Origin of the sequence: Pantoea sp. Mb-10 (genome assembly GCF_021272205.1) — a bacterium.
Taxonomy (GTDB): Bacteria; Pseudomonadota; Gammaproteobacteria; order Enterobacterales; family Enterobacteriaceae; genus Pantoea.
The window spans coordinates 71,682-96,455 of the sequence record NZ_JAJSDX010000002.1 but is presented as its reverse complement, the minus strand read 5'-3'; the positions used below and the strand labels follow the sequence as shown (position 1 = coordinate 96,455).

The window sequence follows — 24,774 nt, the reverse complement described above, 5'->3', positions numbered from 1 at the left end:
CTGAACACCCTGATATACTCCGCGCCGTTTTAAACCGTTCTTTAACATCCAGCGAGAGATACCGATGCATCCGATGCTCAACATCGCCGTGCGCGCAGCGCGCAAGGCCGGAAATTTAATTGCCAAGAATTATGAAACCCCGGACGCCGTCGAAGCCAGCCAAAAAGGCAGCAACGACTTCGTTACCAATGTTGACCGTGACGCAGAACGTCTGATTATCGAAGTGATTCGTAAATCCTACCCGCAACACACCATCATCACCGAAGAAAGCGGTGAACTGGCGGGCGAAGATCAGGACGTGCAATGGGTAATCGATCCGCTGGATGGCACCACCAACTTCATTAAACGCCTCCCCCATTTCTCTGTTTCTATCGCCGTGCGCATTAAAGGCCGCACCGAAGTGGCGGTGGTTTACGATCCGATGCGCAATGAGCTCTTCACCGCGGTGCGCGGTCAGGGCGCGCAGCTGAATGGCTATCGCTTACGCGGCAGCAATGCGCGCGACCTCGACGGCACCGTGCTGGCGACCGGCTTCCCGTTCAAACTCAAGCAGCACGCGACGCCGTTCATCAATATCGTGGGCAAACTGTTTACGCAGTGCGCTGATTTCCGCCGCACCGGCTCTGCCGCGCTGGATCTGGCCTATGTGGCAGCGGGTCGCGTGGATGGTTTCTTCGAGATTGGCCTGAAGCCGTGGGATTTCGCCGCGGGCGAACTGCTGGTACGTGAAGCGGGCGGTCTGGTGACGGACTTTACCGGGAACCACGGCTACCTGCTGTCAGGCAACCTCGTTGCGGGTAACCCGCGCGTGGTGAAAGCGATGCTGGCCACAATGCGTGACGAACTGAGCGAAGCGCTGAAGCGCTAAGCGAAAAAAAGGCGGCTTATATAGCCGCCTTTTTTATTGCCTGGTTGTCGGCTAGTGACGTTCGTGCGTCAGCACTTCGCGCGGCTGAGTGCGACGGCCAATGCGTCCTACCACCGCCGCCAGCACCGCTTCAATCAACAGCATAAAGAAGGCAAACCAGCTCGCTTTGGCCGTGGCCGCTGCCGCTTTCTCGGCGGCTTCACGGGCTTTCTGCTCCGCTTCCTGCTTCAACTGCTGGTACTGCTGTACCGCTTTTTGATAGCTCTGTTCGGTCTGATTAACAATCTGTTCTGCCTCAGCGTCGCTTTTACCGGTGCGCGCTTTGATGATGTTTTTCAGCGCATCGCGATCGGCTGCCTGCAGCGTATCACTGTGACGGTTAATTACGCCCTTCAGCCAGTTGGCAATATCGGTATCAGCATTTTGCGGATTCTGCGCGGTATTTTTCGCCTGATTCTCGGCGTTATTTGCTTCGCTATTAGCATCCTGCTTTAAATTTTCTGGCTGCAGTTCAGGTTTCCCGGTTTGACGCAGCGTTGTTTCCAACTCGCCTTTTAAGTCATCCAGATTAATATTATTTTCCTGCAGCTTTTCCTTTGCCATATTTGTCACTGACGGTGCCACAGCGGAAATACCGCTACCCAAGGCGTTCATGCCGGATCCCAGTATATTAAATGCACCGCCAATAATACCGCTCGCCAGTGAAATGGCCAGCCACAGCGTAATAACCGTACTGACGCCAAACATCAGCAAACCATGCAGCGCACCTTCGCGCTGTGCCAGACGTCCAGCAACGTAACTGCCGACGGCCATCGCAATCAGCATACTGACGCCGCTCCAAATCAGCGCACCGGTGCCAAGGTGTTGCAGCGGATTTTGCTCCTGCTGAGGATCAATGGTGGTGGCGCCGATCGCCGTGCCCAGCAGTCCCAGTAAAATATGCACGATAAGCGCCGCAATAACGCCAGCGAATACCGCACTCCAGGAAATACGTTTTAACGGCAGCGCCGAATGCGTTTCCGTAATGATTTCCTTAGTGCCATTATTAGTCCAGGTTTCAGGCATGTGTCACTCCTCATAAAAATAAAATGGTGCAATAATTAAGTCCAACCAGAGATATTCAGCGTAGACAGAGAAAAGTGTTTTAACCAGTGAGGAGAAGAGAGAAAAAACTATTTCGCGAGAAAGGCGTTAAACGCAGCGAGAATAATCAATCCTCGGCTGCGCTTAGCTTGCAAAGTTAGAGAAATGGCCTAGCAATTCCGCCGACTATTTCGGCTGCGCTCTGCCAAAGTAATAGGCCAGTAACCATCAATATCACGCCGCCCAGCAGGGCCAGCAGCGGCATAGCCCACTGCAACGTGCGCGGCTGCGCGCTCGCTCTGCTCAGGCGCTGGGCAAATGCACGGCAGCGTGCCACCACCACGCCAATCAGCGTCACGGTCAGCGCAGTGCCCATCGCCATCGCCACCGCAGACGCCACGCCCCATCTGTAGACATCGATCACGCGGGCGAAAAGGAGCATCATGATCGCGCCAGAACAGGGGCGCAGCCCCATCGATAGCACCACCAGCGCTTGCGTTTTACCGCTTACCGCCCGCTGCAGCTGTGCAGCGCTGGGGAGATGCGCATGGCCACAGCCGCAGTGTGCGTCATGCTGATGATGTGCAGGCCGGAAGGGCTGAAACCTTAACGCGGGTTTTGCCTGCCACCGCTGGCGCAGCGCGTGCAGCGCACGTCCGCTTACCCAGATGCCCAAGGCGATCACCAGCAAGTAGCTGCCTTTCTCCAGCCAGTAACTGCCAAGATGCAGCTGGCGCGACGACGTTTGCAGCACTACCAGCATCACCGTCACCAATGCAATGGCAACGCCGCCCTGCAGCAGTGCCGCCAGCAGCGTTAATTTAATGCTGGTTCTAAGTTTTGCCGGATGCGTAGCTAAAAAAGTGGTGATTACCATTTTTCCGTGGCCAGGCCCTAACGCGTGCAGCACACCGTAGGCCACGCTGAACAGTAACAGCATCGCCCCAGCGCGATCGGGCTGCGCGGCGACCTGCTGCAACAGCTGCGACATTTCACGATTCAGCGTTTTTTGCCACATCACGCTCTGTAGCAATAGGGTCGGCCAGTATTGCCACAGCGTGAAGCCCGCCAGCAGCATGAGTCCGCCCATCAGCCATAACGGCCAGAGACGTCCGGTGCGAGTAGAAAGCGCGTTCAGTGACATGCCAGCGTCACCGTTTGGGCAAACTGCTGACCAAGATCCATCTGCTCGGGCGGCGCGTCGGCCTTATCCAGCGACAGGGCATATTGCTTCAGGGAATCTGCGGGTTTCGGGGTATGTAACGTCATTTGGCAGTGGGCTTTTACCGTCTCATCCATACTCAGGTTCTGCGCATTTTCATATGACATATCCACAAAGTAGCTGGGATCGAACGTCTGGATACGATACGCCCGCTGGCTTAAAGTCGGCGGTTCGCCAAAAGGCACAATAAACTCCAGTACCGCTTTATTGCCACTGCGGGACAAATTGTACTCTTTGGGCAGGTTGAGGAATTTGATGCGATTCTGGCCCTGCCAAACTTCGGTGAAATAGTGCTGACCCAGCACGTTAGCCATGACCTGCGCGGCTAATTTTTTCCAGACTACGTCACCGGGTTTGGCATGCCCCGCGTCGTACAACAAGTCTGCCGAGGTGATTTCATCCATGGTCCACACCATTTTCATTCCTGTCAGGCGATCGTTATCGCCGATAAATTCGGTTTTCATCGCAATAAAGCTGTGCGGGTGTGACCAGGCGCTGGTACTGATAACCAGCATAAGAGCAGTGAGCGCAATTTTCATGTGTTATAAAGTAACAATTTAACAGGGAAGATAACAGGTGCCAGGTAAAACTGTGACCTGCCACGAAGCTCTGAGCAAAAGTCGCTACAAATAGCAGGCGCGCATGCGAAATTCGCTATTCTTAGCTCAAACGGACCTGTGGATAACGTTAATGATGAGTTCTGCGCCTGTCACAGCACCACTCTTCAGCCGCGCCCAGCGCCGTTGCCATCTTTTGCTGCTGCTGTTTTTGCCCGCGCCAGCGCTAACGCTGGAAAAGCTCTGCCAGATAAACGGCGTCGAGGCTGCGGTAGCCCGTCAGGATATCGCGGCTGTTGGCGATGAGATACAGCGCTACCATCAACTTGAACTCCATCAGATGGTTGACGGCAGCTTTCGCATTCATGGCACGGAACTGGACCGGCGGCTTTGCCTGCTGCACTGGCTGCGACGCGCGCTGCGCGTGTCGCAGGACTTTGTCTGCGAACAGTTTGCCCCGGTGCTGCGCCAGCGTCTCAAAATTTTAAAAATCGAAAAAGCGCTGTGGGATGAAACCAATTTACAGGCTCTGATTCAACACTGCAGCATGCGGCTTAACCGAGATTTTACTCCCCGCGATCGCCTCTTTCTGCAAATTTACATGAAATATGCGCTCTGCCAGCGCCAATGCGCGCTATTTAACGCGCAGCAGCGCGCCTGGCTGGCTGAAAAAAGTGAGCGCGCCGCCGCCGACGACGTGATTCACCACTGGCAAAAGCGCTGTCATATTGCCCCCGATGTCAGTGAGACCGATTTTTGGACGCTGCTGTTTAGCTTGATTCACGCGCCAAACGGTCAGGACCTCGCCGACGCGTCCGCACAGAGGTTAATGGCGGCGGTGGATGCGCTGGTGCTGCGCTTTGAACAGCTGGCGCAGACGCGCTTTAAAAATCAGCATCAACTCAAGCTGCAGCTGTATACGCATCTGGCGCAGGCGTTAGACCGCAGCCACTTTGCGATTGGCATCGACAACAGCGTCGCGCTGGACGTCGCCCAGCTTTACCCCCGCCTGCTGCGCATGACTGAGCGCGCGCTCCAGCCCTTTGGCCTCGCCTTTTCCACTACGTTTAGCGCAGAGGAAGTGAGCCTGGTCGCGGTGCTGTTTGGCGCCTGGCTGATGCAAGAGAGCGCGCTGCAGGAGAAACAGGTGCTGCTGCTCACCGGCGCAGACGCTGCGCTGGAGCAGCTGCTGGAGCAGCAGATCCGCGAAATGATGCTGTTACCAGTGAACATCACCCACCAGGATATCCTGCATTTCCAGCGTGAAGGCGCACCGCGCGACGTGGCGCTGGTGATCACCCCTTACGCGACCGCCCTGCCGCTGTTTTCGCCGCCGCTGATCCATGCAGAGCTGCCGTTAAACGAGCAGCAGCAGCGGCGAATCCGGTTACTGCTGGAGTCCTAAGCTGCGCGCGGGCGCAGGAACAGCGCAGGCAGCGCCACCAGCGCCATAACCCAGAACAGATGGCCATGCAGATGTGCAAATAGCACACCGCATAGCATCGTCATCACCGCAATGCCGCCGCCCATTGCCAGGGCGGAATAAAGAGATTGCAAACGAATCACCTCTGCCCCCTGACGCGCGGCAATAAAGCGCATCGCGGCCAAATGACATACGGTAAAACTGCCGCAGTGAAGAATTTGCGCCACCACCAGCCACGGCAGCGCCGTCGTGGCGCCCAGCATTCCCCAGCGGATCACGGCGCACACCCCGGAGAGCAGCAGCAAATCGCGCGCCCCCCAACGGCTGAAGAGACGGTGACTGAGTGCGAAAACCACAATTTCAGCCACGACGCCCAGCGACCAGAGATAGCCCACCAGGCCAGCAGAATAGCCAGCCTCCTGCCACCAGATGGCGCTGAAGCCGTAATACGCCGCATGCGCCCCTTGCAATAAGGTGACACACACCATAAAGCGCCACACGGCGTTTTCCCGCAGCAGATCGCGCCACGCCGCCCAGCCGCCACGTTTAACCTGCCGCGCTTCTCCCTGCGGCATCGTGCGCGGCGGTAGCAGCATACCGGCGCACATCGCCAGCGTCCCGAGAGTGAGCAGTAGCAAAATCGCGTGTTCTGACCAGGCGCTCACCAGCTGCCCAGTTAATGCCGAGCTGATCACAAACGCCAGCGATCCCCATAGCCTTACCGGGCCGTAAGCCAGACCGATTTGCCGCGTCCAGGTCGCGGCCAGCGCATCGCTAAGCGGCACCAGCGGCGAAAAGAACAGGTTAAAGCCAATCATCACCAGCAGCAGCCATAGCCACTGACTTCCCAGCCAGAATCCCAGCGCGAACAGGCATGTCATCAATGCCAGCAGGCGCAGGGCAAGGATCAGCTGTGAGGGATTACGCACCTGCGAAGCGATGAGCAAGCTGCCCACAAACCGCGCCACCATGCCACATCCCAGCAGCAAGCCAATTTTCTCCGCATCGAGGCCTGCGCCTTTTAGCCATACGCCCCAAAAAGGCAGATAAATGCCGTAGCAAAAGAAATAGGTAAAGTAGCTCAGACCCAGCCAGCGGGCTGATGTGATGTTCATAATGTTTCTCGCAGGTGTTCAAACAACAACGGATAGCGTGGAGGCGCAACTTTGTCAGAGCCGGAGGCAAAATAAAAGCGTAAGGCGTTGAGGTTAAGACAAAATCGTAGGGTGCGATGAGGATAAAAATGAAAAAGGATGGCTTTCGCCATCCTTTGGATCGGGTGTTGCCAGCGCGATTACGCGTAAACAGGCAGACGCGCGCAGATATCCAGCACTTTCTTTTTGGTGCGCTCAATCGTGGCTTCGTCGTTGATGTTGTCCAGCACGTCAGCAATCCAGCCCGCCAGTTCACGCACGTCGTCTTCTTTGAAACCACGACGGGTGACGGCTGGCGTACCGATACGAATACCTGAAGTCACAAACGGGCTCTTGGGATCGTTAGGCACGCTGTTTTTGTTGACGGTGATATTCGCGCGACCCAAGGCGGCGTCCGCTTCTTTGCCCGTCAGGTTTTTCTCAACCAGATCGATCAGGAACAGATGATTATACGTACCGCCTGACACGATGTTATAGCCGCGCGCAATCAGCACCTCGACCATCGCTTTGGCATTCTTTGCCACCTGCTGCTGATACGTTTTAAACTCAGGCTCCATCGCTTCTTTGAACGCCACGGCTTTACCGGCAATCACGTGCATCAAAGGACCGCCCTGTCCGCCCGGGAACACGGCCGAGTTCAACTTCTTATAGAACTCTTCATCACCGTTTTTCGCCAGGATGATCCCGCCGCGCGGACCCGCCAGCGTTTTATGGGTGGTGGAGGTGACAACGTGGGCATGCGGAATGGGCGTCGGGTAAACATCCGCAGCAATCAGACCGGCAACGTGCGCCATATCCACAAACAGATATGCGCCAACGCTATCCGCGATTTCACGCATTTTGGCCCAGTCGCAGACGCCAGAGTAAGCGGAGAAGCCGCCAACAATCATTTTTGGCTGATGCGCTTTCGCCAGTTCGGCCAGCTCGTCATAGTTGATTTTGCCGGTTTCATCGATGCCGTAAGGGATAACATTGTACAGCTTGCCAGACAGGTTAACCGGAGAGCCGTGGGTCAGGTGACCGCCGTGTGCCAGATTCATACCGAGAATGGTATCGCCAGGCTGCAGCAGCGCGGTGTACACGGCAAAGTTGGCCTGCGAACCGGAGTGCGGCTGCACGTTGGCATAGTCAGCGCCGAACAGCGCTTTGGCGCGATCAATCGCCAGCTGCTCGACGATATCAACATATTCACATCCGCCGTAATAGCGCTTGCCCGGATACCCTTCCGCATATTTGTTGGTGAGCTGTGAACCTTGCGCCTGCATAACGCGTGGGCTGGTGTAGTTCTCAGAAGCAATCAGTTCAATGTGCTCTTCCTGACGCACCTTCTCTTGCTCCATCGCCTGCCACAACTCGGCATCGTAATCGGCAATGTTCATTTCACGCTTTAACATCCGGCATCTCCTGACTCAGCTAACTTTTAACAGCAGTTTGGCCCCCGTTGGGGGCGAAGGGCAACAGTGTAAACGGTTTTTTTGGGTGACGGTAGCGCCAATCCCCTCTTTTTACGCAAACGATTGGCAACGCGCTGGAACAGGTTTTTTACGCTTTCACTTGCACGTGTAAAGCCCCTTTCCTCCCTCCTCCATCGAAAGAAAGGCTATCACAGCCTTCGGCTTGCATTTTTCGCTCACAGGTCTTCAACGTGATTTACAGTCCCTCCCAACAGGCATAACATGCATTTAAAATACACCTTAAACACCCAAAGGATAATGCCATGTTAGATGCCCAGACTATCGCGACGGTGAAAGCCAGCCTGCCTGCCGTTGCCGCACTTGGACCCCAGCTTACCGGCTGCTTTTACCAGCGCCTGCTGCAGGAAAATCCGGCGCTAAAGAACGTGTTCAACATGAATAACCAGCGCAGCGGCAGCCAGCGCGAAGCGCTGTTCAATGCGATTGCCGCTTATGCAAGCAACCTTGATAACCTGTCAGCGCTGCTGCCCGCCGTTGAAAAGATCGCCCAAAAGCATGCCAGCTTGAATATTCAACCCGACCAGTACGCCATTGTGGGTTCAACCCTGCTTGCCACCCTGGAAGAGATGCTGGATCCCGGCGACGACGTGCTCCAGGCGTGGGGAAAAGCCTATGCGGTTCTGGCGGAGGTGTTTATTCAGCGCGAAGCGGCGATCTACCAGAGCTCCGAAGATAAAGCCGGCGGCTGGCGCGGCCTGCGTGATTTCCGCATCCACACCATTCGTCAGGAAAGCAGCGTGATCAAAAGCATTGAGCTGATTCCCTGCGACGGCCTGCCGATCGCGGATTATCTTCCCGGTCAGTATTTAACCCTGACGCTGCGGCCAACAGGCAGCGAATACCTGCAGCATCGTCAATACTCACTTACCCGGCTGCCCAACGGCATCTCTTACCGTATTGCGGTCAAACGCGACATGCTGGGCAGCGTTTCAAACTGGCTACACGTTTGCGCCAAAGCGGGTGATGTCGTTCAGTGTGCCGTACCGGCAGGTGACTTTACCCTCAAGGTAGAGCCCAACACGCCCGTCACGTTTATTTCCGCTGGCGTCGGCCAGACGCCGCTCCTCGCTATGCTCGCGTCTCTGGCGCATCAGCATCACGCGGGCGCGGTGACGTGGCTACACGCGACGGAAACCGGGGCACAGCACGCCTTTGCCACGGAGGTGGAAACGCTCGGCGTGCAACTGCCCCGGTTTAGTCGCCACGTTTGGTATCGGACGCCGGATGAAAGCGATGCGGGATGCTATGAACGCACGGGATTGATGGAACTGTCGGTTGTCGCCGAGGAGTTGACGCAGCCAGACCGCACGTTCTGGCTCTGCGGCCCGCTGCCGTTTATGCAGTTTGTTGCGCGTCAACTGCTGGACGCCGGCGTGTCAGGCGATCGTATTCATTACGAAGTGTTTGGTCCGCACAAAGTGCTATAACGAAAAAAGCCTGCGCAAGCAGGCTCTTCGTACAGGACGGGAGAGGCAAATCAGATGGCCTCTTCGTCCTCTTCACCGGTACGGATACGCACCACGCGGGCCACGTCAAAGACGAAAATTTTACCATCGCCGATTTTGCCGGTCTGCGCGGTTTTCATGATGGTTTCAACGCAGGTATCGACGATATCATCACCGACAACCATTTCGATTTTCACTTTCGGCAGAAAATCCACCATATACTCTGCGCCGCGGTACAGTTCCGTGTGGCCTTTCTGGCGCCCAAACCCCTTGACCTCACTCACCGTCATGCCGGTGATACCCACTTCTGCCAGCGCTTCACGCACATCATCGAGTTTGAATGGTTTGATAATTGCATCGATCTTTTTCATCACAGATCCCTTTTTCACTCCCTCCGTGGCCGGACGGATAACAAATAGTATAAGTGTTCCTGACGCTGCCGCACGCTACTCTTTAAAATCGCTGGCGTCCAGTTCATGGCGCGACAGCAGCTTATAAAACTCCGTGCGGTTGCGTCCAGCCAGACGTGCGGCGTTCGTGACATTTCCTTTGGTCATTTGCAGCAACTTCCGTAAGTAGTTCAGTTCAAACTGATTACGCGCCTCAACAAACGTGGGTAGCGCGGTATTCTCGCCCGCCAGCGCCTGCTCAACTAGCGCCTCACCGATCACCGGCGATGTTGTCAGCGCAACGCACTGCTCAATGACATTCACCAGCTGGCGCACGTTGCCAGGCCAGGCAGCGCTGACCAGGCGCTTCATCGCATCCGCCGAGAAGCTGCGCACAAACGGTTTATGCCGGTGCGCCGCCTCCCGCAGCAGATGATTCGCCAGCAGAGGAATGTCTTCTGCTCGCTCGTGCAGCGCCGGAAGTTTGAGATTCATTACGTTCAGACGATAGTAAAGATCTTCCCTGAAGCTCTTTTTTTCCATGGCCTTCGGTAGATCGCGGTGCGTCGCAGAGAGGATTCGTACGTTAATGTCGAGATCGCGGTTACTGCCTAACGGACGCACCTTACGCTCTTGCAGCACGCGCAGCAGTTTCACCTGCAGCGCCTGCGGCATATCGCCAATCTCGTCGAGAAACAGCGTGCCGCCTTCTGCCGCCTGGAACAGCCCTTCGCGCGCGCTCACCGCGCCGGTGAAGGCGCCCCTGGCGTGGCCAAATAACTCTGACTCCAGCAACTGTTCCGGCAGTGCCCCGCAGTTAATGGCGATAAACGGGTGGGCGGCTCGCGGGCTGGCAGTATGAATCGCCTGCGCCAGCACCTCTTTGCCGGTGCCGCTCTGCCCAATAATTAACACGCTCACATCGGATTGCGCCACCATGTGCGCCTGCTCAAGCAGGCGCAGCATCTGCGGATTGCGGGTCACAATCGCTTCGCGCCAGCGGTCATCGCTGGCGGGCGCGCGCTGGGCCAAGGCTTCGTTGATGGCCTTATAAAGCGCATCGCGATCTACCGGTTTGGTAAGAAAGCTAAACACACCTTGCTGGGTGGCTGACACGGCCTCGGGAATGGATCCGTGCGCGGTGAGAATGATCACCGGCAGTCCCGCATGGCGCTTTTGTATTTCGGCAAACAGCGCCAGGCCGTCCATCTCATCCATACGCAGATCGCTTATCACCAGATCCACGCGCTCTTTTTGCAGCTGGCGCAGCGCTTCAGGCCCGCTGGCGGCTGTGGTCACCAGATAGCCTTCGCTGCTCAGCCGCATACCCAACAGTTTGAGCAGACCGGGATCGTCGTCCACCAGCAATAAGTGCGCGCGTTGGTTCATGTTACGGATCCTCACGTTGGTCATCGCTATTGCCGTGCGATGTGTCACTGCTATCTGGCGTCTTGCGCGAGGAGAGCTGGCGTTCAATATCGGTCAGGCGTTCGAGTTTGCGCTGCGTGTCGTCCAGCGACTGACGCAGCTGAGTTTGCTGCTGGCGCAGGCTATCCAACTGTGCGTCGCTGGCCTGCTGCAGGGCGGCATAGCGGCTTCGCTCCGCACTCAGCGCCAATAGCGCGGTTTGATGACGCTGCCACAGCGTTAGCAAAGGGCGCACGCTGACAGGCCAGTCGCTGCTGTAGCTGTCCAGCGTACTGAGCATCTGGCGGCGCTCCAGCGGCGTCACATTGCCATTGGACAGTAAAATCCCTTGCTTGAACGCGCGCGCCCAGCCTTGCACCGGCCAGCGTCGTGCCTCAGCGCGAGCTTCCGCCGCCGAGAGCTGCTCACCGCAGTCCATGGCACGCTGCCAGTAGAGCGGATTATTCATTGCCGCAGGGCTGTCGGTTTTCCAGACGTTGGCACAGGCAACGGTCAGATAGTCCGCCAGGCGAACGTCCGGCTCAGGGATCGCCATACCGTCACGAGACGGTGAGTGCGGTGCAGAAAGTTGGCAGGCGCTCAGCCCCAGTATCATCAGGGCTGCAAACACGCAGGTAGCAAATCGTTTCATTGGTCAGGTGTTCCCGGCGCGGCTGGTAAAATAATACGAAAACAGACATCAGCGTTTTTGTGCGTCACCAGCTGTAAGTCGCCCTGCATACGGCGCAGGCAATCTTTGGCGATACTCAACCCGAGACCACTGCCTTTTACCGGCCCCTGCCGCTGCTGGCTGCCCTGGTAAAACGGTTCAAAAATCATCGTCTGCTCGTCAAGCGGAATGGGCGTGCCGGTATTAGCCACCTCAATCCACACTTCGCCACCCTTCTGTTGGCTGTGCAGCCAGATATTACCGGATTCACTGCCGTAGTTCACGGCGTTCGAATAGAGGTTGTCGATCACCCGCTGCAACAGCGTGGGCTCCGCCAAACACTGGACCACGCGCAGATCGAGGTGCGTTTTCATGCCGCGCGCGCTGGCGGGCAGCGAATGGACGGCGACCACAGAGGCCACAATCGCTTCTAGCGCGACCGGCGTCAGCGCTGAAGGCTCATCCGCCAGCTGGCGATTGTAGTCAAGCAGCTGTTCAATCAATCGCTGCAGGTGACGACTGCTGGTGTCCAGTATCGCCACCACCTCTTGCTGATCGGCATTCAGCGGCCCGGCAACGTGATCGGCCAGCAGCTCCGTGCCTTCGCGCAAGCTGGCAAGCGGGGTTTTTAACTCATGAGAGAGGTGGCGCAAAAATTCGTGACGCTGCGCTTCCAGCCAGCTCAGGCGCTCGCTCAGCCAGACGATGCGCTGGCCCAGCGAACGAATTTCACGCGGGCCGCGAAAACGCAGGCTGCTGCCTAACGTTTTTCCCTCACCCAACCGATTTATCATGCGCTCAACCCGTTTCACTGGACCGATGATCATGCCAGTAAACAGCAGCACTAGCGCCAGGCTGATCAAGAACAGAATCAGCGCCTGCCAGCCAAAAAATTGACCGCGTTCGGCAATTTCCCGCTGCAGCTGTAAGCCGCGTGCAAACACCGCTTCGCGCGTCGCCTGCACCATTTGCGCATTCGCCGCGGAGAAATGCTCAAGCGCATCGCCTGCCTGCGTCGAAGGCGCGCCGTTCTGACACTGCACGTTTTGCAGCGGCGGCAGCGCCTGTTGCAGCAGGGTAAAAGAGGGCAAATCGGGCAGGCTGGCTGCATGGCTGGCCAGCATCTGACCGTAACGTGTCCATTGCGTTTGGTAGAGTTTCAGCAGCGAAGGATCGTCCAGGACGCAATATTGTCGATAGCTCCGCTCCAGCTCAAGCGCGGTCCGCGCCATCGCCTCACTGCGGCGCACATCGGTAAACGTATTGCGATTGGTGTCGGCGGCCTGATCGCTGAGCGCCGACAGGCTCTCCCACGCCTGCCACGCCAGCACCAGCAGCGGCAGCAGCACCAACAAAAACGCCATCAGTACCAGTTGCCGAAGAGAACGAGGAAAAAAACGCCATGTGATCACAGCCGTGCGTCCTTAAAAAATGCGCTGCTGGCATGCTAGCGAAGTCTGCCCGGCGAAGAAAGCAGGAAACAAAAACGGCAGGCCGAAGGGCCTGCCGTTGAGATGACGCCGCAGCATCACCGGGGAATGAGGTGGAGCCTTACTCAACGTGACGTCCGGTGTTTGATAACGTTGCAAAGCACGCGATTATCGGTCAAGTGGACGGCAGGCTCCGTTTTGTGCGTCATTCTATTTTTATGAGCTCAACCGCAGAACGGGGCAATCATAAACAGGTGAATGAGCAGCAGGCTAATTATAGCAACAACCGTGCCAAAAAATAAATATCTTATATTTTCAGTCATTTCCCGTGTTAGCCGGGGTGAAGCGCCGCGAAAACCAGGCGGGCGCGGTAAAAAATGTCGCAATAAAGCAACACCGCAGCGCGGCCACCTACGCATTCTATATTTATCAAGTAATTATATGTCGCCATCTAGCGACATCGCCAAACCTACCCTGTCGCTGATTTCCGACAGCCCCCTCACGCTACATGCAATAAAAAAGGCCGCACGCGGCGGCCTTAGAGGTTACAAGCGCGATTTACGATCAGCCCAGCTGCTTGCGCGCGTTGCGGAAAATCCGCATCCACGGCCCGTCTTCGCCCCACTCAGCCGGATGCCAGGAGTTGCTGACGGTGCGGAACACGCGTTCAGGGTGCGGCATCATGATGGTCACGCGGCCGCTTTCATTGGTGACGGCCGTGATGCCATTCGGTGAACCGTTCGGGTTTGCCGGATAGTTTTCCGTGGCGTTGCCGTAGTTATCCACAAAGCGCAGCGCCACCAAACCTGCCGTCTCTAGCGCGGCCAGATGGGCGGCATCGCGCACCTCGACGTAGCCTTCTCCGTGCGATACGGCAATCGGCATACGTGACCCCGCCATGCCGTCAAGCAGCAGTGAACCGCTGTTTGTCACTTCCACCAGGCTGAAACGCGCTTCAAAACGCTCGGACTGGTTACGCACAAAGCGCGGCCACAGTTCGCTGCCAGGGATCAGCTCACGCAGATTAGACATCATCTGGCAGCCGTTGCACACGCCCAGCGCCAGCGTTTGCGGACGATGGAAGAAGGCTTCAAACGTCTCGCGTACCCGATCGTTGAACAGGATAGATTTTGCCCAGCCTTCGCCCGCGCCCAGCACGTCGCCGTAGGAGAAGCCGCCACACGCGACCAGCGCGTTGAATCCCTCTAAGTCGTGGCGCCCTGCCAGCAGATCGCTCATATGCACATCTACCGCTGTAAAGCCTGCGCGGTGGAAGGCGGCCGCCATTTCGACATGCGAGTTAACGCCCTGCTCGCGCAGCACCGCCACACGCGGGCGGGCACCGGTAGCAATCATTGGCGCCGCCACGTCTTCTGCTGGGTTGAAGCTCAATTTGACGTTCAGGCCCGGATCGTTGTCATCCTGCTTGGCGGCATGCTCTTGATCGGCGCAAGCCGGATTGTCACGCAGGCGTTGCATCTGCCAGGTCGTTTCAGCCCACCAGGTGCGCAGCGTGTTACGGCTTTCACCATAAATCGTCTGCTCACCCGCGCGGATCGAGAAGCGATCCCCCGGCTGCGCCTGCCCCAGCACATGCACATTGTCGCGCAGGCCGTGCTCCGCGAGGATCTGCTCAACCACCGCGCGATCGGCCGCGTTGATTTGCAGCACAGCGCCCAACTCTTCGGTAAACAGCGCCGCCAGCGCATCGCTGCCCAGCGCGGCGATATCAACATCAACGCCGCAGTGACCGGCAAAGGCCATCTCTGCCAGCGTCACCAGCAAGCCGCCGTCTGAGCGGTCGTGATAGGCCAGCAGTTTCTGTTGGGTAACCAGCGCCTGAATGGCATTAAAGAAGCCAGCCAGTTGAGCGGCATCCCGCACGTCAGCCGGCTTGTCGCCCAGTTGACTATAAACCTGCGACAGCGCGGTTGCGCCTAGCGTGTTCGCGCCGTTGCCGAGATCCACCAGCAGCAGCAGGTTATCGCACTCGGCCTGCAGCTGCGGCGTTACCGTCTGGCGCACGTCTTCAACGCGGGCAAAAGCGGTGATCACCAGCGACAGCGGTGACGTCATCTCGCGCTGCTCGTCGCCCTGCTGCCAGCGGGTTTTCATGGACATGGAGTCTTTGCCCACCGGAATAGTGATGCCCAGCGCAGGGCACAACTCTTCCCCGACCGCTTTCACTGCTTCGTACAAACCGGCATCTTCGCCTGGATGGCCGGCGGCAGCCATCCAGTTTGCGGACAATTTAACGCGCTTGAGCGAGCCAATGGCGGTCGCCGCCAGGTTCGTCAGCGCTTCCCCCACGGCCAGACGCCCCGAGGCCGCGAAGTCCAGCAGCGCCACCGGTGCACGTTCGCCTAAGGCAAAGGCTTCACCGTGATAGCTGTCGAGGCTGGCGGTGGTCACCGCGCAGTTCGCCACCGGGATCTGCCACGGTCCGACCATCTGATCGCGCGCGACCATGCCGGTTACGCTACGGTCACCGATGGTGATCAGGAAGGTTTTCTCTGCCACGCCAGGCAGATGGAGGACGCGATGCACCGCATCGGCCACGGTAATGCCGTCGCGCTGCAGCGCCGTGCCGTTGGCCTGCTGGCGCGTCACGTCGCGGGTCATTTTTGGCGTTTTACCCAGCAGAACATCCAGCGGCATATCAATCGGATCATTGCCGAAGTGGCTGTCGGTCAGGGTTAGGTGCTGCTCTTCCATGGCCTCGCCAATCACCGCATAGGGAGCACGCTCGCGCTGACACAGCGTGTCAAACAGCGCCAGCTTCTCTGGCGCCACCGCGAGCACATAGCGCTCCTGCGATTCATTACACCACACCTCAAGCGGGCTCATGCCCGGCTCATCGCTGAGGATATCGCGCAGGTTGAAGCGTCCGCCGCGACCGCCGTCGCTCACCAGTTCAGGCATGGCGTTCGAGAGGCCGCCAGCGCCCACATCGTGAATAAACAGAATCGGGTTGTCTTCGCCCAGCTGCCAGCAGCGGTCAATCACTTCCTGACAGCGCCGCTCCATTTCAGGGTTGTCGCGCTGCACCGAGGCGAAATCTAAATCGGCATCCGACTGACCAGACGCCATGGACGACGCCGCGCCGCCGCCAAGGCCGATGTTCATAGCCGGGCCGCCCAGCACGACCAGCTTCGCACCGACCACGATCTCACCTTTCTGCACGTGATCGGCGCGGATGTTGCCAATGCCGCCCGCCAGCATGATCGGCTTGTGGTAGCCGCGCAGCTCTTCACCGTTGTGGCTATTAACTCGCGCTTCATAAGTGCGGAAGTAGCCATTCAGGGCGGGACGGCCAAACTCATTGTTAAACGCCGCGCCGCCCAGCGGGCCGTCGGTCATGATATCCAGCGCGGTGACGATGCGATCGGGCTTACCGAAATCCTCTTCCCACGGCTGCTCAAAGCCTGGAATACGCAGGTTAGAGACGGAGAAGCCCACAAGGCCCGCTTTGGGTTTGGCACCGCGCCCGGTGGCACCTTCATCGCGAATTTCCCCGCCCGAACCGGTCGCAGCGCCCGGCCATGGGGAGATCGCGGTGGGATGGTTGTGGGTTTCCACTTTCATCAGAATGTGTGCGGCTTCCTGATGGAACGCATATTCGCCCTTCTGCGCGTCGGCGTAGAAGCGACCTACCTCAGAACCTTCCATCACCGCGGCATTGTCTTTATAAGCAGACAACACGTGATCGGGATGCTGCTCAAAGGTGTTTTTGATCATTTTAAACAGCGATTTAGGCTGTTTTTCGCCGTCAATAATCCATTCGGCGTTGAAAATTTTGTGGCGGCAGTGCTCAGAGTTAGCCTGCGCGAACATATAGAGTTCAATGTCGTTGGGATTACGACCGAGGCGGGTAAAGGCCTCAAGCAGATAGTCAATTTCGTCATCCGCCAGCGCCAGTCCCAGCGAGGTGTTGGCCTGCGCCAGCGCCTGGCGGCCGCCGTTGAGCACATCTACACTCTTCAGCGGCTGCGGTTGGTGTTGAGCAAACAGCTGCGCTGCGTCATTGAGGTCGCTAAACACCGTTTCCATCATGCGGTCGTGCAGCAGGCTCGCCAGCTGCGCCCACTGCGCGTCGGTTAACGCGGGTGCCTGCACATAAAAGGCGATGCCGCGCTCCAGGCGAATCACCTGCGGCAGACCACAGTTGTGGGCGATATCGGTGGCTTTGGATGACCAGGGTGAAAGCGTGCCGGGGCGCGGCGTAACCAGCAACAGACGCCCTTGTGGCGCGTGTTCGGCGAGAGAGGGACCGTATTTCAGCAGGCGTTGCAAACGGGCATGTTCATCGGCATTAAGCGGTGCGCTGACATCGGCAAAATGGACGTACTCGGCGTAAATATCACTCACTGGCAGGTGAGCGTCCTGAAAACGGGTCAGCAGTTTGTTTACACGAAATGCCGACAGAGCGGGCGAACCACGCAGAATTTCCATCATTAAAGATCTCTCGTCTTCGAAGCGCCGGGCGACGCTTCTTTGGGCGCAACAGGGAAAACGGGCGGTATTATAGAGAAACAGCACCGGTTACGAAACCGTTTGCGCAGAATTTATCGGGTACAGGATTTGACTGAATTTTGCACAAAACTTGCTATATGAGTTGCCCTGCCCCGCTTTGTTGCGCAAAATGCCCCTCGCTCTGGGAAGTGAAACAACATAAATACTGCCTTTAAAAGACAGAGGCCTGTGAGCCATTACGAGACAACTATTTGAAACGCCTAAAATTAAACTATCTGTTTATCGGTCTGATCACCGTGCTGCTTGCGCTGGCGCTGTGGCCATCCATCCCGTGGTATGGCGGTGGAACAGACGCGTTATCACAGATCAAATCACGCGGAGTGCTGCGCATCAGTACCGTGAATTCTCCGCTGACTTACTACACCATCAATAATGCCCCGGCCGGTATGGATTACGAGCTGGCGAAACGCTTTGCCGATTATCTGGGCGTCAAGCTCGAGGTCACCGTGCGTCCTAATCTCGGCGATCTGTTCGACGATCTGGATGACGGCAAAGCGGATCTGCTGGCCGCGGGACTGATCTACAACAGCGAGCGCCTGGCGCGCTATCAAAGTGGCCCGAGTTACTACTCCGTGTCACAGCAGCTGGTGTATCGCATCGACAAACCGCGCCCGCGCAATCTGGGCGATCTAAAAGGCCGTCTGCTGGTGCAGTCCGGTTCGGCATACCTTTCAACTTTGCGCGCCGCCAAAGCTGACAGCTATCCCGATCTCGACTGGGCGATAGCCACCGATCAGGGTCAGAAGGCGCTGCTTGAGGCGGTGGCTGACGGCAAATTGGATTACACCGTGGGCGACTCGGTGACGATTGGCCTGTTACAGCGTATTCATCCGCAGCTGGCGGTGGCTTTTGATATCACCGATGAAGAGCCGGTCACCTGGTATCTGCCGCGCAACGACGACGACAGCCTGAATGCCGCGATGCTGGATTTCTACAGCCAAATGGGCGAAGAAGGCACCATGGCGCGACTTGAGGAAAAATACCTCGGCCACGTTGGCACCTTTGATTATGTCGATACCCGCACGTTTCTGCGGGCCATTGACAACACGCTGCCGGGTATCAAACCGCTGTTTGAGAAATACGCCGCCGCCATCGACTGGCGGCTGCTGGCCGCGGTCTCTTATCAGGAGTCGCACTGGAACCCGCAGGCCACCTCGCCCACCGGGGTGCGCGGCATGATGATGCTAACGCGCAACACCGCTGACAGCCTTAACGTCGGCGATCGCCTCGATCCTGAGCAGAGCATTCGCGGCGGCAGCGAGTATTTACAGCGCATGATGGAGAAAGTGCCCACCACCATCCCGGACGATGAACGCATCTGGTTCGCGCTCGCCGCTTACAATATGGGCTATGCGCATATGCTGGACGCGCGCAAACTCACGGCAAAACAGGGCGGTAATCCAGACAGCTGGGCCGACGTTAAACTGCGCTTGCCCATGCTGAGCCAGAAGCGTTATTACACGCAAACCACTTACGGCTATGCGCGCGGTCACGAAGCCTACACCTACGTTGAGAACATCCGTAAATATCAGCTCAGCCTGGAGGGGTATTTGCAGGAGCAGGAGAAGCGGCTGGCGCAGCGCTCGGCGCTGGAAGCGGAATTAGGCGCCGGCTATCCCGCCGTGGCACCTAAAATTGCGATGAATTAATTCGTGCGGTGCGACTGACGCAGAGCACGTTTTTGTTCGCGGCGCATGCGGAAAAAATCACTCAGCATCGCCGCACATTCGTCGGCCAACACGCCAGACTGGATCGCAATACGGTGGTTCATGCCCGGGTGACCGATCACATCCAGCAGTGAACCTGCCGCCCCGGTTTTCTCATCGTTTGCCCCGTACACCAGCCGCGTAATGCGGCTGTGAACCATCGCCCCGGCGCACATCACGCACGGCTCCAGGGTGACATACAGCGTGGTATCGAGCAGGCGATAGTTTTCCAGGATTTTGCCGCCCTGACGCAGCGCCATGATTTCAGCATGCGCCGTGGGATCGCATTGACCAATCGGTCGGTTCCAGCCTTCACCCAGCACGCGATCGCCCTGCACCAGCACCGCACCTACCGGCACTTCGCCCTGCTCCCACGCCCGTTTTGCCAGCTCCAGCGCGTGGCGCATCCAGTATTCGTCAGTTTGTGGGTTCAACGCGTTACTCCTGCGGGTGGAAAGGCCGCGCATTATAGACGGAATCGCGGCGTGATTCACTCCAGCTGTTGTAACTCGCCGCGCGGCGTAACGCGCCAGCGGTGCTGGCAAAAATAGAGCAGCGGATTGTCCTGCTTGCTGTCACTGTAGCCGCTGTAAAGCTGCAGCGGTGTGCCAATTTTTTCTTCCAGCTGGGCGACCTTTTCATGGCCGAGGCAGCGCATGGCAAGTACACGTCCGCCATAGCCGCGTGCCATCTGGCTGGCAATCAGCTTGACGAGGGGTAAAAACGCCGAGTCGAAATAGACCTGCTCCACGAGGTTCTGCGGCGAGCCGGTGATCAACCAAACGTCCGCATCGCCGCTGCTGAGATAGTCGCTCAGCCGCTGCTGTACCACCGGAAACGCCGTGACGCGCGTCCGAAACCAGGCGGCAAACTCCGCTTCATGCTGACGCAGCGTCTCTTCGCTGTGGCCAAAGGTGATCGCCCAGAGCAGCAGGCTCATTGGCCAGCGCGTGGCGCGTCCTTTAAACAACAGCCCGGCACCAATCACCGGCAACAGCGGTATCACCAGCAGCAGATTCAGCGGCTGGCGACGCAGTAAATAGCGCATAAAGGTGCCAAACATATCCTGTTGATGGAGCGTACCATCCAGATCGAAGAAAACCACACGGCGTTGCGTACCTGTTGTCAAACTCCACTCCTTATTAATGCACGTTACGGCTTGCCTACAGTGTAGCCAGCTTCGTGCGCGAGATCGAAAACGCTCATTTTTAATTCCAATGACCACATTGAGCGCAGAATAGTTTATTCTCTTTGTCACGCGGTTGTCCCTTTACGCGACAGTACGCCATGTAAGTAAGCTCCACGCTAACGGGGAATTAAGGATAGAACATGAGTTCTTTACTGCGTATTCGCCAGCTCTACCCTCGACTGGCGCTCAACGAGCGGCGGCTGGCAGATTTCTTGCTGTCGCAGCCTGACCGGGCACGGCATTTGAGTTCACAAAAGCTGGCGGAAGAAGCGGGTGTCAGTCAGTCCAGCGTAGTGAAGTTCGCACAGAAGCTGGGCTACAAAGGCTTTCCCGCGCTCAAGCTGGCCTTGAGTGAGTCACTGGCTGAACGCGACGCCATTACGGTGCATAATCATATTCTCAGCGATGACCCGCTGAAAGTGGTGGGCGAAAAGCTACTGACGGAAAAAATTTCGGCAATCCGCGCCACGCTGGATATCAATAGCGAAGAGAAGCTGCTGGAGACGCTGCAGCTGTTGAAAAATGCCAACCGTATTTTGCTGGTGGGCATTGGCGCGTCCGGTCTGGTAGCCAAAGACTTTTCGTGGAAACTGATGAAGATCGGCATCAACGCGGTGGCGGAGCAAGATATGCATGCCCTGCTGGCCAGCTTGCAGGGCATGGCACCCGGCGATGTGCTGCTGGCGCTCTCTTACACCGGTGAACGCCGCGAAATTAATCTGGCCGCGCAGGAAGCGGCGCAGTTGGGTGTCGATGTGCTGGCTTTTACCGGCTTTACGCCTAATTCGCTGCAGCAAATTGCCTCCATCTGCCTGTATACGGTGGCGGAAGAGCAGAGCACGCGCAGCGCAGCGATCTCCTCCACCAGCGCCCAATTGGCGCTGACCGATCTGCTGTTTATGGCGCTGGTGCAGCACGATCCTGAACGCGCATCGAGTCATATTCGCCACAGCGAAGCGCTGGTCAAAAAGTTGGTTTAGCGCGGAACGCGCTGTGCCGAGGCGCACGAAGCGTGCCATTACGCGAAAAGTCACCTGAGGTTTGACGGTGCGCAACAAAGCCGCCGGACGCGGCCGCAGCTTTGTGATAAGGTGCGCGCCTCCCCCAAACAGGCGTGTGACCGCGATGGCGTTACTGATCACCTCAAAATGCATTAACTGCGATATGTGCGAACCGGAGTGCCCCAATCAGGCAATTACCCTGGGCGAGGCAATCTATGAAATTGACGTGGCGCGCTGCACCGAGTGCATCGGCCATTATGACGCGCCCACCTGCCAGCAAGTTTGTCCGATTGATAACACCATCGTGACGGACCCACAGCACACCGAGAGCCGGGATGCGCTGTGGGACAAGTTTGTCACGCTACATTCGAACGTCAATTAGCGTTCAATAATCACCGTGGCACACGCATAATGCCGTTCGTCGGCTAGCGTCACGTGCACGTGGTTAACGCCAAGCTGCCTGGCAATCACTTCCGCCTGCTCAAAAAAACGCAGCCCTGGTTTTCCCAGCGCATCGTTGTAAACTTCGAACTGGTTGAACGCGAGCCCGCCACGAATGCCGGTGCCAAACGCCTTGGCTGCCGCCTCTTTGACCGCAAAACGCTTCGCCAGGAAGCGCACCGGCTGCTGATGCGCCTGATATTGCTGCCATTCGGCCTCGCTCAATACCCGCCGCGCCAGGCGATCGCCGGAGCGCGCGATCACGCCCGCGATGCGTTCGATTTCCACGATGTCACTGCCGAGTCCCAGAATGGCCATTAGCGGCGCGCTTCCCGCATCAGCTGTTTCATCTCCCTGACGGCATCCGCCAGGCCGCTGAACAGGGCGCGGCCAATAATGGCATGGCCAATATTTAACTCATGCATTTCCGGCAGCGCGGCGATGGGTTGCACGTTGTGGTACGTTAAGCCATGCCCGGCATTGACCTTTAGCCCTAAGCCTGCAGCAAAAGTCGCGGCATCGCGAATGCGCGCAAATTCCGCCTCGCGCACCGGACCTTCCGGCGCCTCAGCGTAGGCTCCGGTGTGAATTTCGATATAGGGCGCGCCGCTTGCGACCGCCGCTTCGATTTGGCGCCGATCGGCATCAATGAACAGCGAGACCAGAATACCGGCGTCGCTGAGCTGCTTCACCGCGCGATCCAGCTTATCCTGCTGGCCAGCCACATCGAGCCCGCCTTCAGTGGTGACTTCCTGACGCTTCTCCGGCACCAGGCAAACAAAGTGCGGTTTGATGTCGCAGGCGATGGCGATCATCTCGTCGGTCACGGCCATTTCAAGGTTCATGCGCGTCTGGATAGTGTCGCGCAGGATACGCACATCGCGATCGGTAATGTGGCGGCGATCTTCGCGCAAATGCACGGTAATACCGTCTGCGCCAGCCTGTTCAGAGACAAACGCGGCCTGAACCGGATCGGGATAATGCGTACCGCGCGCATTACGCACGGTGGCGATGTGATCGATATTAACGCCCAACAGCAACTCAGCCATGATAATCCTCAACGATGTTCAATATGAATGCAGTGTACCGCGGCTTGGACATAACTGACGAGACCCGCGCGCTAGCCGCTTGACGCGTCAGGCCGCTTTTTGGGCACGAACTGGCGAAACAGCTCCTGGCTTTTTAACGGTTTACCCCCGAGATAGGGCTTGAGCGCAATGCGCGTAAAACGCTTGGCGGCGCGCAGCGTGTCGGCATCCGGGAACTCTCGCGCCCACAGCGCACGCAGCTGGCGACCGCTAAAGCTGCGCTGATTCACGACGAGACTGGCAATAAAACCACGCTCTTCGCGATAGCTGTAGGTCATGTCGTCGGCGATCTCTTCACCGCTTCCGGCACAGTGCAGAAAGTCCACGCCGTAGCCGAGATGCCCTAGCAGCGCCAGCTCAAAACGCCGCAGCGCGGGTTCGGGAGAACCGTTATCGGCCGCCAGCGTCTGAATGCAATTCAGGTAATCAAAGAAGAGATCGGAGAAGGGAATTTGTTGCTCAAGCACGCGCGACAGCAGCTCGTTCACGTACAGCCCGCAATAGAGCGTGATGCCGCTCAGCGGCAGCGCCAGCGAGACGGCTTCCGCATTGCGCAGCGTTTTGACATCGCCCCGCCCGCTCCAACGCACCAGCAGCGGGGTAAAAGGCTGCAGCGCGCCTTTGAGCTGGGAGCGCCGAGAACGCGCCCCTTTAGCCAGCACGCGCACGCGCCCTTCGCTTTCGCTGAACAGATCGAGCAGCAGGCTGGTTTCGCTATAAGGGCGACTGTGGAGCACAAAGGCGCGTTGCCAGCCTTCCATCTAATCAGAGGTCGTCTGTGTAACCCAGGCTGCGCAACGCACGTTCGTCGTCAGCCCAGCCAGATTTCACTTTCACCCACAGCTCAAGATGCACTTTCGCTTCAAACATCTCTTCCATGTCTTTGCGCGCTTCAATACCAATGGTTTTGATCTTGGTGCCTTTGTTGCCAATCACCATTTTCTTCTGGCCTTCGCGCTCAACCAGAATCAGACCATTGATGTCGTACCCGCCGCGTTCGTTAGCCACAAACTGCTCAATTTCCACCGTGACGGAATAGGGCAATTCTGCACCCAAGAAGCGCATCAGTTTTTCGCGGATGATCTCAGACGCCATAAAGCGCTGCGAGCGATCGGTGATGTAATCTTCCGGGAAATGGTGATCGGCTTTGGGCAGGCGTTTACGGGCGATTTGCGCCAGGGTATCAACGTTATTGCCGTGTTCAGCGGAGATCGGCACGATATCCAGGAAGTCCATCTGCTGGCTAAGGAATTGCAAATGCGGCAGCAGAATACTTTTATCCTGAATGTTATCCACTTTGTTGATGGCCAGTACCACGGGCGCTTTGCCAGCGCGCAGTTTATTCAGCACCATCTCATCATCTGGCGTCCAGCGCGTGCCTTCCACCACAAAGATCACCAGTTCAACATCGCCCATTGAGCTGCTGGCCGCGCGGTTCATCAACCGGTTGATGGCGCGTTTTTCTTCCATGTGCAGCCCGGGGGTATCCACGTAAATCGCCTGGTAAGCGCCTTCCGTGTGAATGCCCATGATGCGGTGACGGGTGGTTTGCGCTTTGCGTGACGTGATCGACACCTTTTGCCCTAGCAGCTGGTTCAATAAGGTGGATTTGCCGACGTTGGGTCGACCGACAATCGCGACAAAGCCGCAATAAGTTTCTTGTTCGCTCATTCGAGTCCTGACGTGATCAGCG

At 57.5% G+C, this 24,774-nt stretch carries 22 protein-coding genes; 6 read left to right on the top strand and 16 right to left on the bottom strand.

The features are described 5' to 3' along the window. Window positions 1–64 precede the first annotated feature (64 nt). A complete protein-coding gene (gene suhB / locus LU196_RS03770) occupies window positions 65–868 on the top strand; it encodes an inositol-1-monophosphatase (RefSeq protein ID WP_232760870.1) in 804 nt (267 codons plus the stop codon). Window positions 869–919: 51 nt separating this feature from the next. Here suhB and LU196_RS03765 read toward each other — a convergent pair whose 3' ends face one another. From LU196_RS03765 to LU196_RS03755, 3 genes are all read right to left on the bottom strand, one after another. Then, complete coding sequence (locus LU196_RS03765) at window positions 920–1,933, bottom strand: TIGR04086 family membrane protein (RefSeq protein WP_232760871.1); 1,014 nt, start codon at window positions 1,931–1,933, stop codon at window positions 920–922. Between the two features lie 175 nt (window positions 1,934–2,108). After that, the gene (locus tag LU196_RS03760; protein WP_232760873.1) at window positions 2,109–3,095 is read right to left on the bottom strand and encodes a nickel/cobalt transporter; all 987 of its coding nucleotides are present in this window, start codon (window positions 3,093–3,095) and stop codon (window positions 2,109–2,111) included. Next, a complete protein-coding gene (locus LU196_RS03755; RefSeq protein WP_232760874.1) occupies window positions 3,086–3,712 on the bottom strand; it encodes a DUF1007 family protein in 627 nt (208 codons plus the stop codon). Before LU196_RS03755 ends, LU196_RS03760 begins: the two co-directional genes overlap by 10 nt. A 154-nt stretch (window positions 3,713–3,866) precedes the next feature. Between LU196_RS03755 and csiE the strand changes: the two genes are divergently transcribed. Further along, the gene (gene csiE / locus LU196_RS03750) at window positions 3,867–5,135 is read left to right on the top strand and encodes a stationary phase inducible protein CsiE (RefSeq protein WP_232760966.1); all 1,269 of its coding nucleotides are present in this window, start codon (window positions 3,867–3,869) and stop codon (window positions 5,133–5,135) included. Here csiE and LU196_RS03745 read toward each other — a convergent pair. Together LU196_RS03745 and glyA are read right to left on the bottom strand one after the other, a co-directional pair. Next, complete coding sequence (locus LU196_RS03745; RefSeq protein ID WP_232760875.1) at window positions 5,132–6,268, bottom strand: 3-phenylpropionate MFS transporter; 1,137 nt, start codon at window positions 6,266–6,268, stop codon at window positions 5,132–5,134. The genes csiE and LU196_RS03745 overlap by 4 nt on opposite strands. A gap of 179 nt (window positions 6,269–6,447) precedes the next feature. Further along, window positions 6,448–7,701: a serine hydroxymethyltransferase gene (gene glyA, locus LU196_RS03740; protein ID WP_232760877.1), complete on the bottom strand. Its 1,254-nt coding sequence runs from the start codon at window positions 7,699–7,701 to the stop codon at window positions 6,448–6,450. A 323-nt stretch (window positions 7,702–8,024) separates the two neighbouring features. On the opposite strand from glyA, the gene hmpA reads away from it, so the two are divergent. Then, window positions 8,025–9,209, top strand: a complete 1,185-nt coding sequence (hmpA, locus tag LU196_RS03735) for an NO-inducible flavohemoprotein (RefSeq protein ID WP_232760878.1) — start codon at window positions 8,025–8,027, stop codon at window positions 9,207–9,209. A gap of 50 nt (window positions 9,210–9,259) precedes the next feature. Here the strand turns inward: hmpA and glnB are convergent, their stop codons facing one another. The 5 genes from glnB to purL all read right to left on the bottom strand — a co-directional run bounded on the left by glnB (window position 9,260) and on the right by purL (window position 17,578). Further along, window positions 9,260–9,598, bottom strand: a complete 339-nt coding sequence (gene glnB, locus LU196_RS03730) for a nitrogen regulatory protein P-II (RefSeq protein ID WP_007886217.1) — start codon at window positions 9,596–9,598, stop codon at window positions 9,260–9,262. A 75-nt stretch (window positions 9,599–9,673) separates the two neighbouring features. Further along, entirely contained in the window at window positions 9,674–11,005 is a 1,332-nt protein-coding gene (gene glrR / locus LU196_RS03725; RefSeq protein ID WP_232760880.1) for a two-component system response regulator GlrR, read from the bottom strand. A gap of 1 nt (window position 11,006) precedes the next feature. Next, window positions 11,007–11,675: a two-component system QseEF-associated lipoprotein QseG gene (gene qseG, locus LU196_RS03720; protein WP_232760882.1), complete on the bottom strand. Its 669-nt coding sequence runs from the start codon at window positions 11,673–11,675 to the stop codon at window positions 11,007–11,009. Then, entirely contained in the window at window positions 11,672–13,057 is a 1,386-nt protein-coding gene (locus LU196_RS03715) for a HAMP domain-containing sensor histidine kinase (protein ID WP_232760967.1), read from the bottom strand. Before LU196_RS03715 ends, qseG begins: the two co-directional genes overlap by 4 nt. Window positions 13,058–13,687: 630 nt before the next feature. Beyond that, the gene (purL, locus tag LU196_RS03710) at window positions 13,688–17,578 is read right to left on the bottom strand and encodes a phosphoribosylformylglycinamidine synthase (RefSeq protein WP_232760883.1); all 3,891 of its coding nucleotides are present in this window, start codon (window positions 17,576–17,578) and stop codon (window positions 13,688–13,690) included. 269 nt (window positions 17,579–17,847) lie between these two features. Here purL and mltF point away from each other — a divergent pair, with 269 nt between their 5' ends. Then, complete coding sequence (mltF, locus tag LU196_RS03705; RefSeq protein WP_232760886.1) at window positions 17,848–19,305, top strand: membrane-bound lytic murein transglycosylase MltF; 1,458 nt, start codon at window positions 17,848–17,850, stop codon at window positions 19,303–19,305. Here the strand turns inward: mltF and tadA are convergent. Together tadA and yfhb are read right to left on the bottom strand one after the other, a co-directional pair. Next, the gene (tadA, locus tag LU196_RS03700) at window positions 19,302–19,829 is read right to left on the bottom strand and encodes a tRNA adenosine(34) deaminase TadA (protein WP_370640960.1); all 528 of its coding nucleotides are present in this window, start codon (window positions 19,827–19,829) and stop codon (window positions 19,302–19,304) included. The two genes, mltF and tadA, sit on opposite strands and share 4 nt — an antisense overlap. A gap of 23 nt (window positions 19,830–19,852) precedes the next feature. Further along, window positions 19,853–20,491 (bottom strand): phosphatidylglycerophosphatase C, encoded by a 639-nt coding sequence (gene yfhb / locus LU196_RS03695; protein ID WP_232760888.1) that lies wholly within the window; start codon window positions 20,489–20,491, stop codon window positions 19,853–19,855. A 200-nt stretch (window positions 20,492–20,691) separates the two neighbouring features. Here yfhb and LU196_RS03690 point away from each other — a divergent pair, with 200 nt between their 5' ends. Both LU196_RS03690 and LU196_RS03685 read left to right on the top strand, forming a co-directional pair. Further along, on the top strand, window positions 20,692–21,531 hold the full coding sequence (locus LU196_RS03690) for a MurR/RpiR family transcriptional regulator (RefSeq protein WP_232760889.1): 840 nt from the start codon (window positions 20,692–20,694) through the stop codon (window positions 21,529–21,531). Between the two features lie 145 nt (window positions 21,532–21,676). Next, a complete protein-coding gene (locus tag LU196_RS03685; RefSeq protein ID WP_232760890.1) occupies window positions 21,677–21,934 on the top strand; it encodes a YfhL family 4Fe-4S dicluster ferredoxin in 258 nt (85 codons plus the stop codon). On the opposite strand, the gene acpS is transcribed toward LU196_RS03685, so the two are convergent. From acpS to era, 4 genes are all read right to left on the bottom strand, one after another. After that, window positions 21,931–22,311 (bottom strand): holo-ACP synthase, encoded by a 381-nt coding sequence (gene acpS, locus LU196_RS03680; protein ID WP_232760892.1) that lies wholly within the window; start codon window positions 22,309–22,311, stop codon window positions 21,931–21,933. The genes LU196_RS03685 and acpS overlap by 4 nt on opposite strands. Beyond that, on the bottom strand, window positions 22,311–23,042 hold the full coding sequence (pdxJ, locus tag LU196_RS03675) for a pyridoxine 5'-phosphate synthase (RefSeq protein WP_232760894.1): 732 nt from the start codon (window positions 23,040–23,042) through the stop codon (window positions 22,311–22,313). The genes acpS and pdxJ overlap by 1 nt, the downstream gene beginning before the upstream one ends. Before the next feature lie 71 nt (window positions 23,043–23,113). Beyond that, window positions 23,114–23,842, bottom strand: coding sequence for a DNA repair protein RecO (gene recO / locus LU196_RS03670; protein WP_232760895.1), 729 nt, complete (start codon window positions 23,840–23,842; stop codon window positions 23,114–23,116). A gap of 4 nt (window positions 23,843–23,846) precedes the next feature. After that, complete coding sequence (gene era, locus LU196_RS03665; RefSeq protein WP_232760896.1) at window positions 23,847–24,752, bottom strand: GTPase Era; 906 nt, start codon at window positions 24,750–24,752, stop codon at window positions 23,847–23,849. Between the last annotated feature and the right edge of the window lie 22 nt (window positions 24,753–24,774).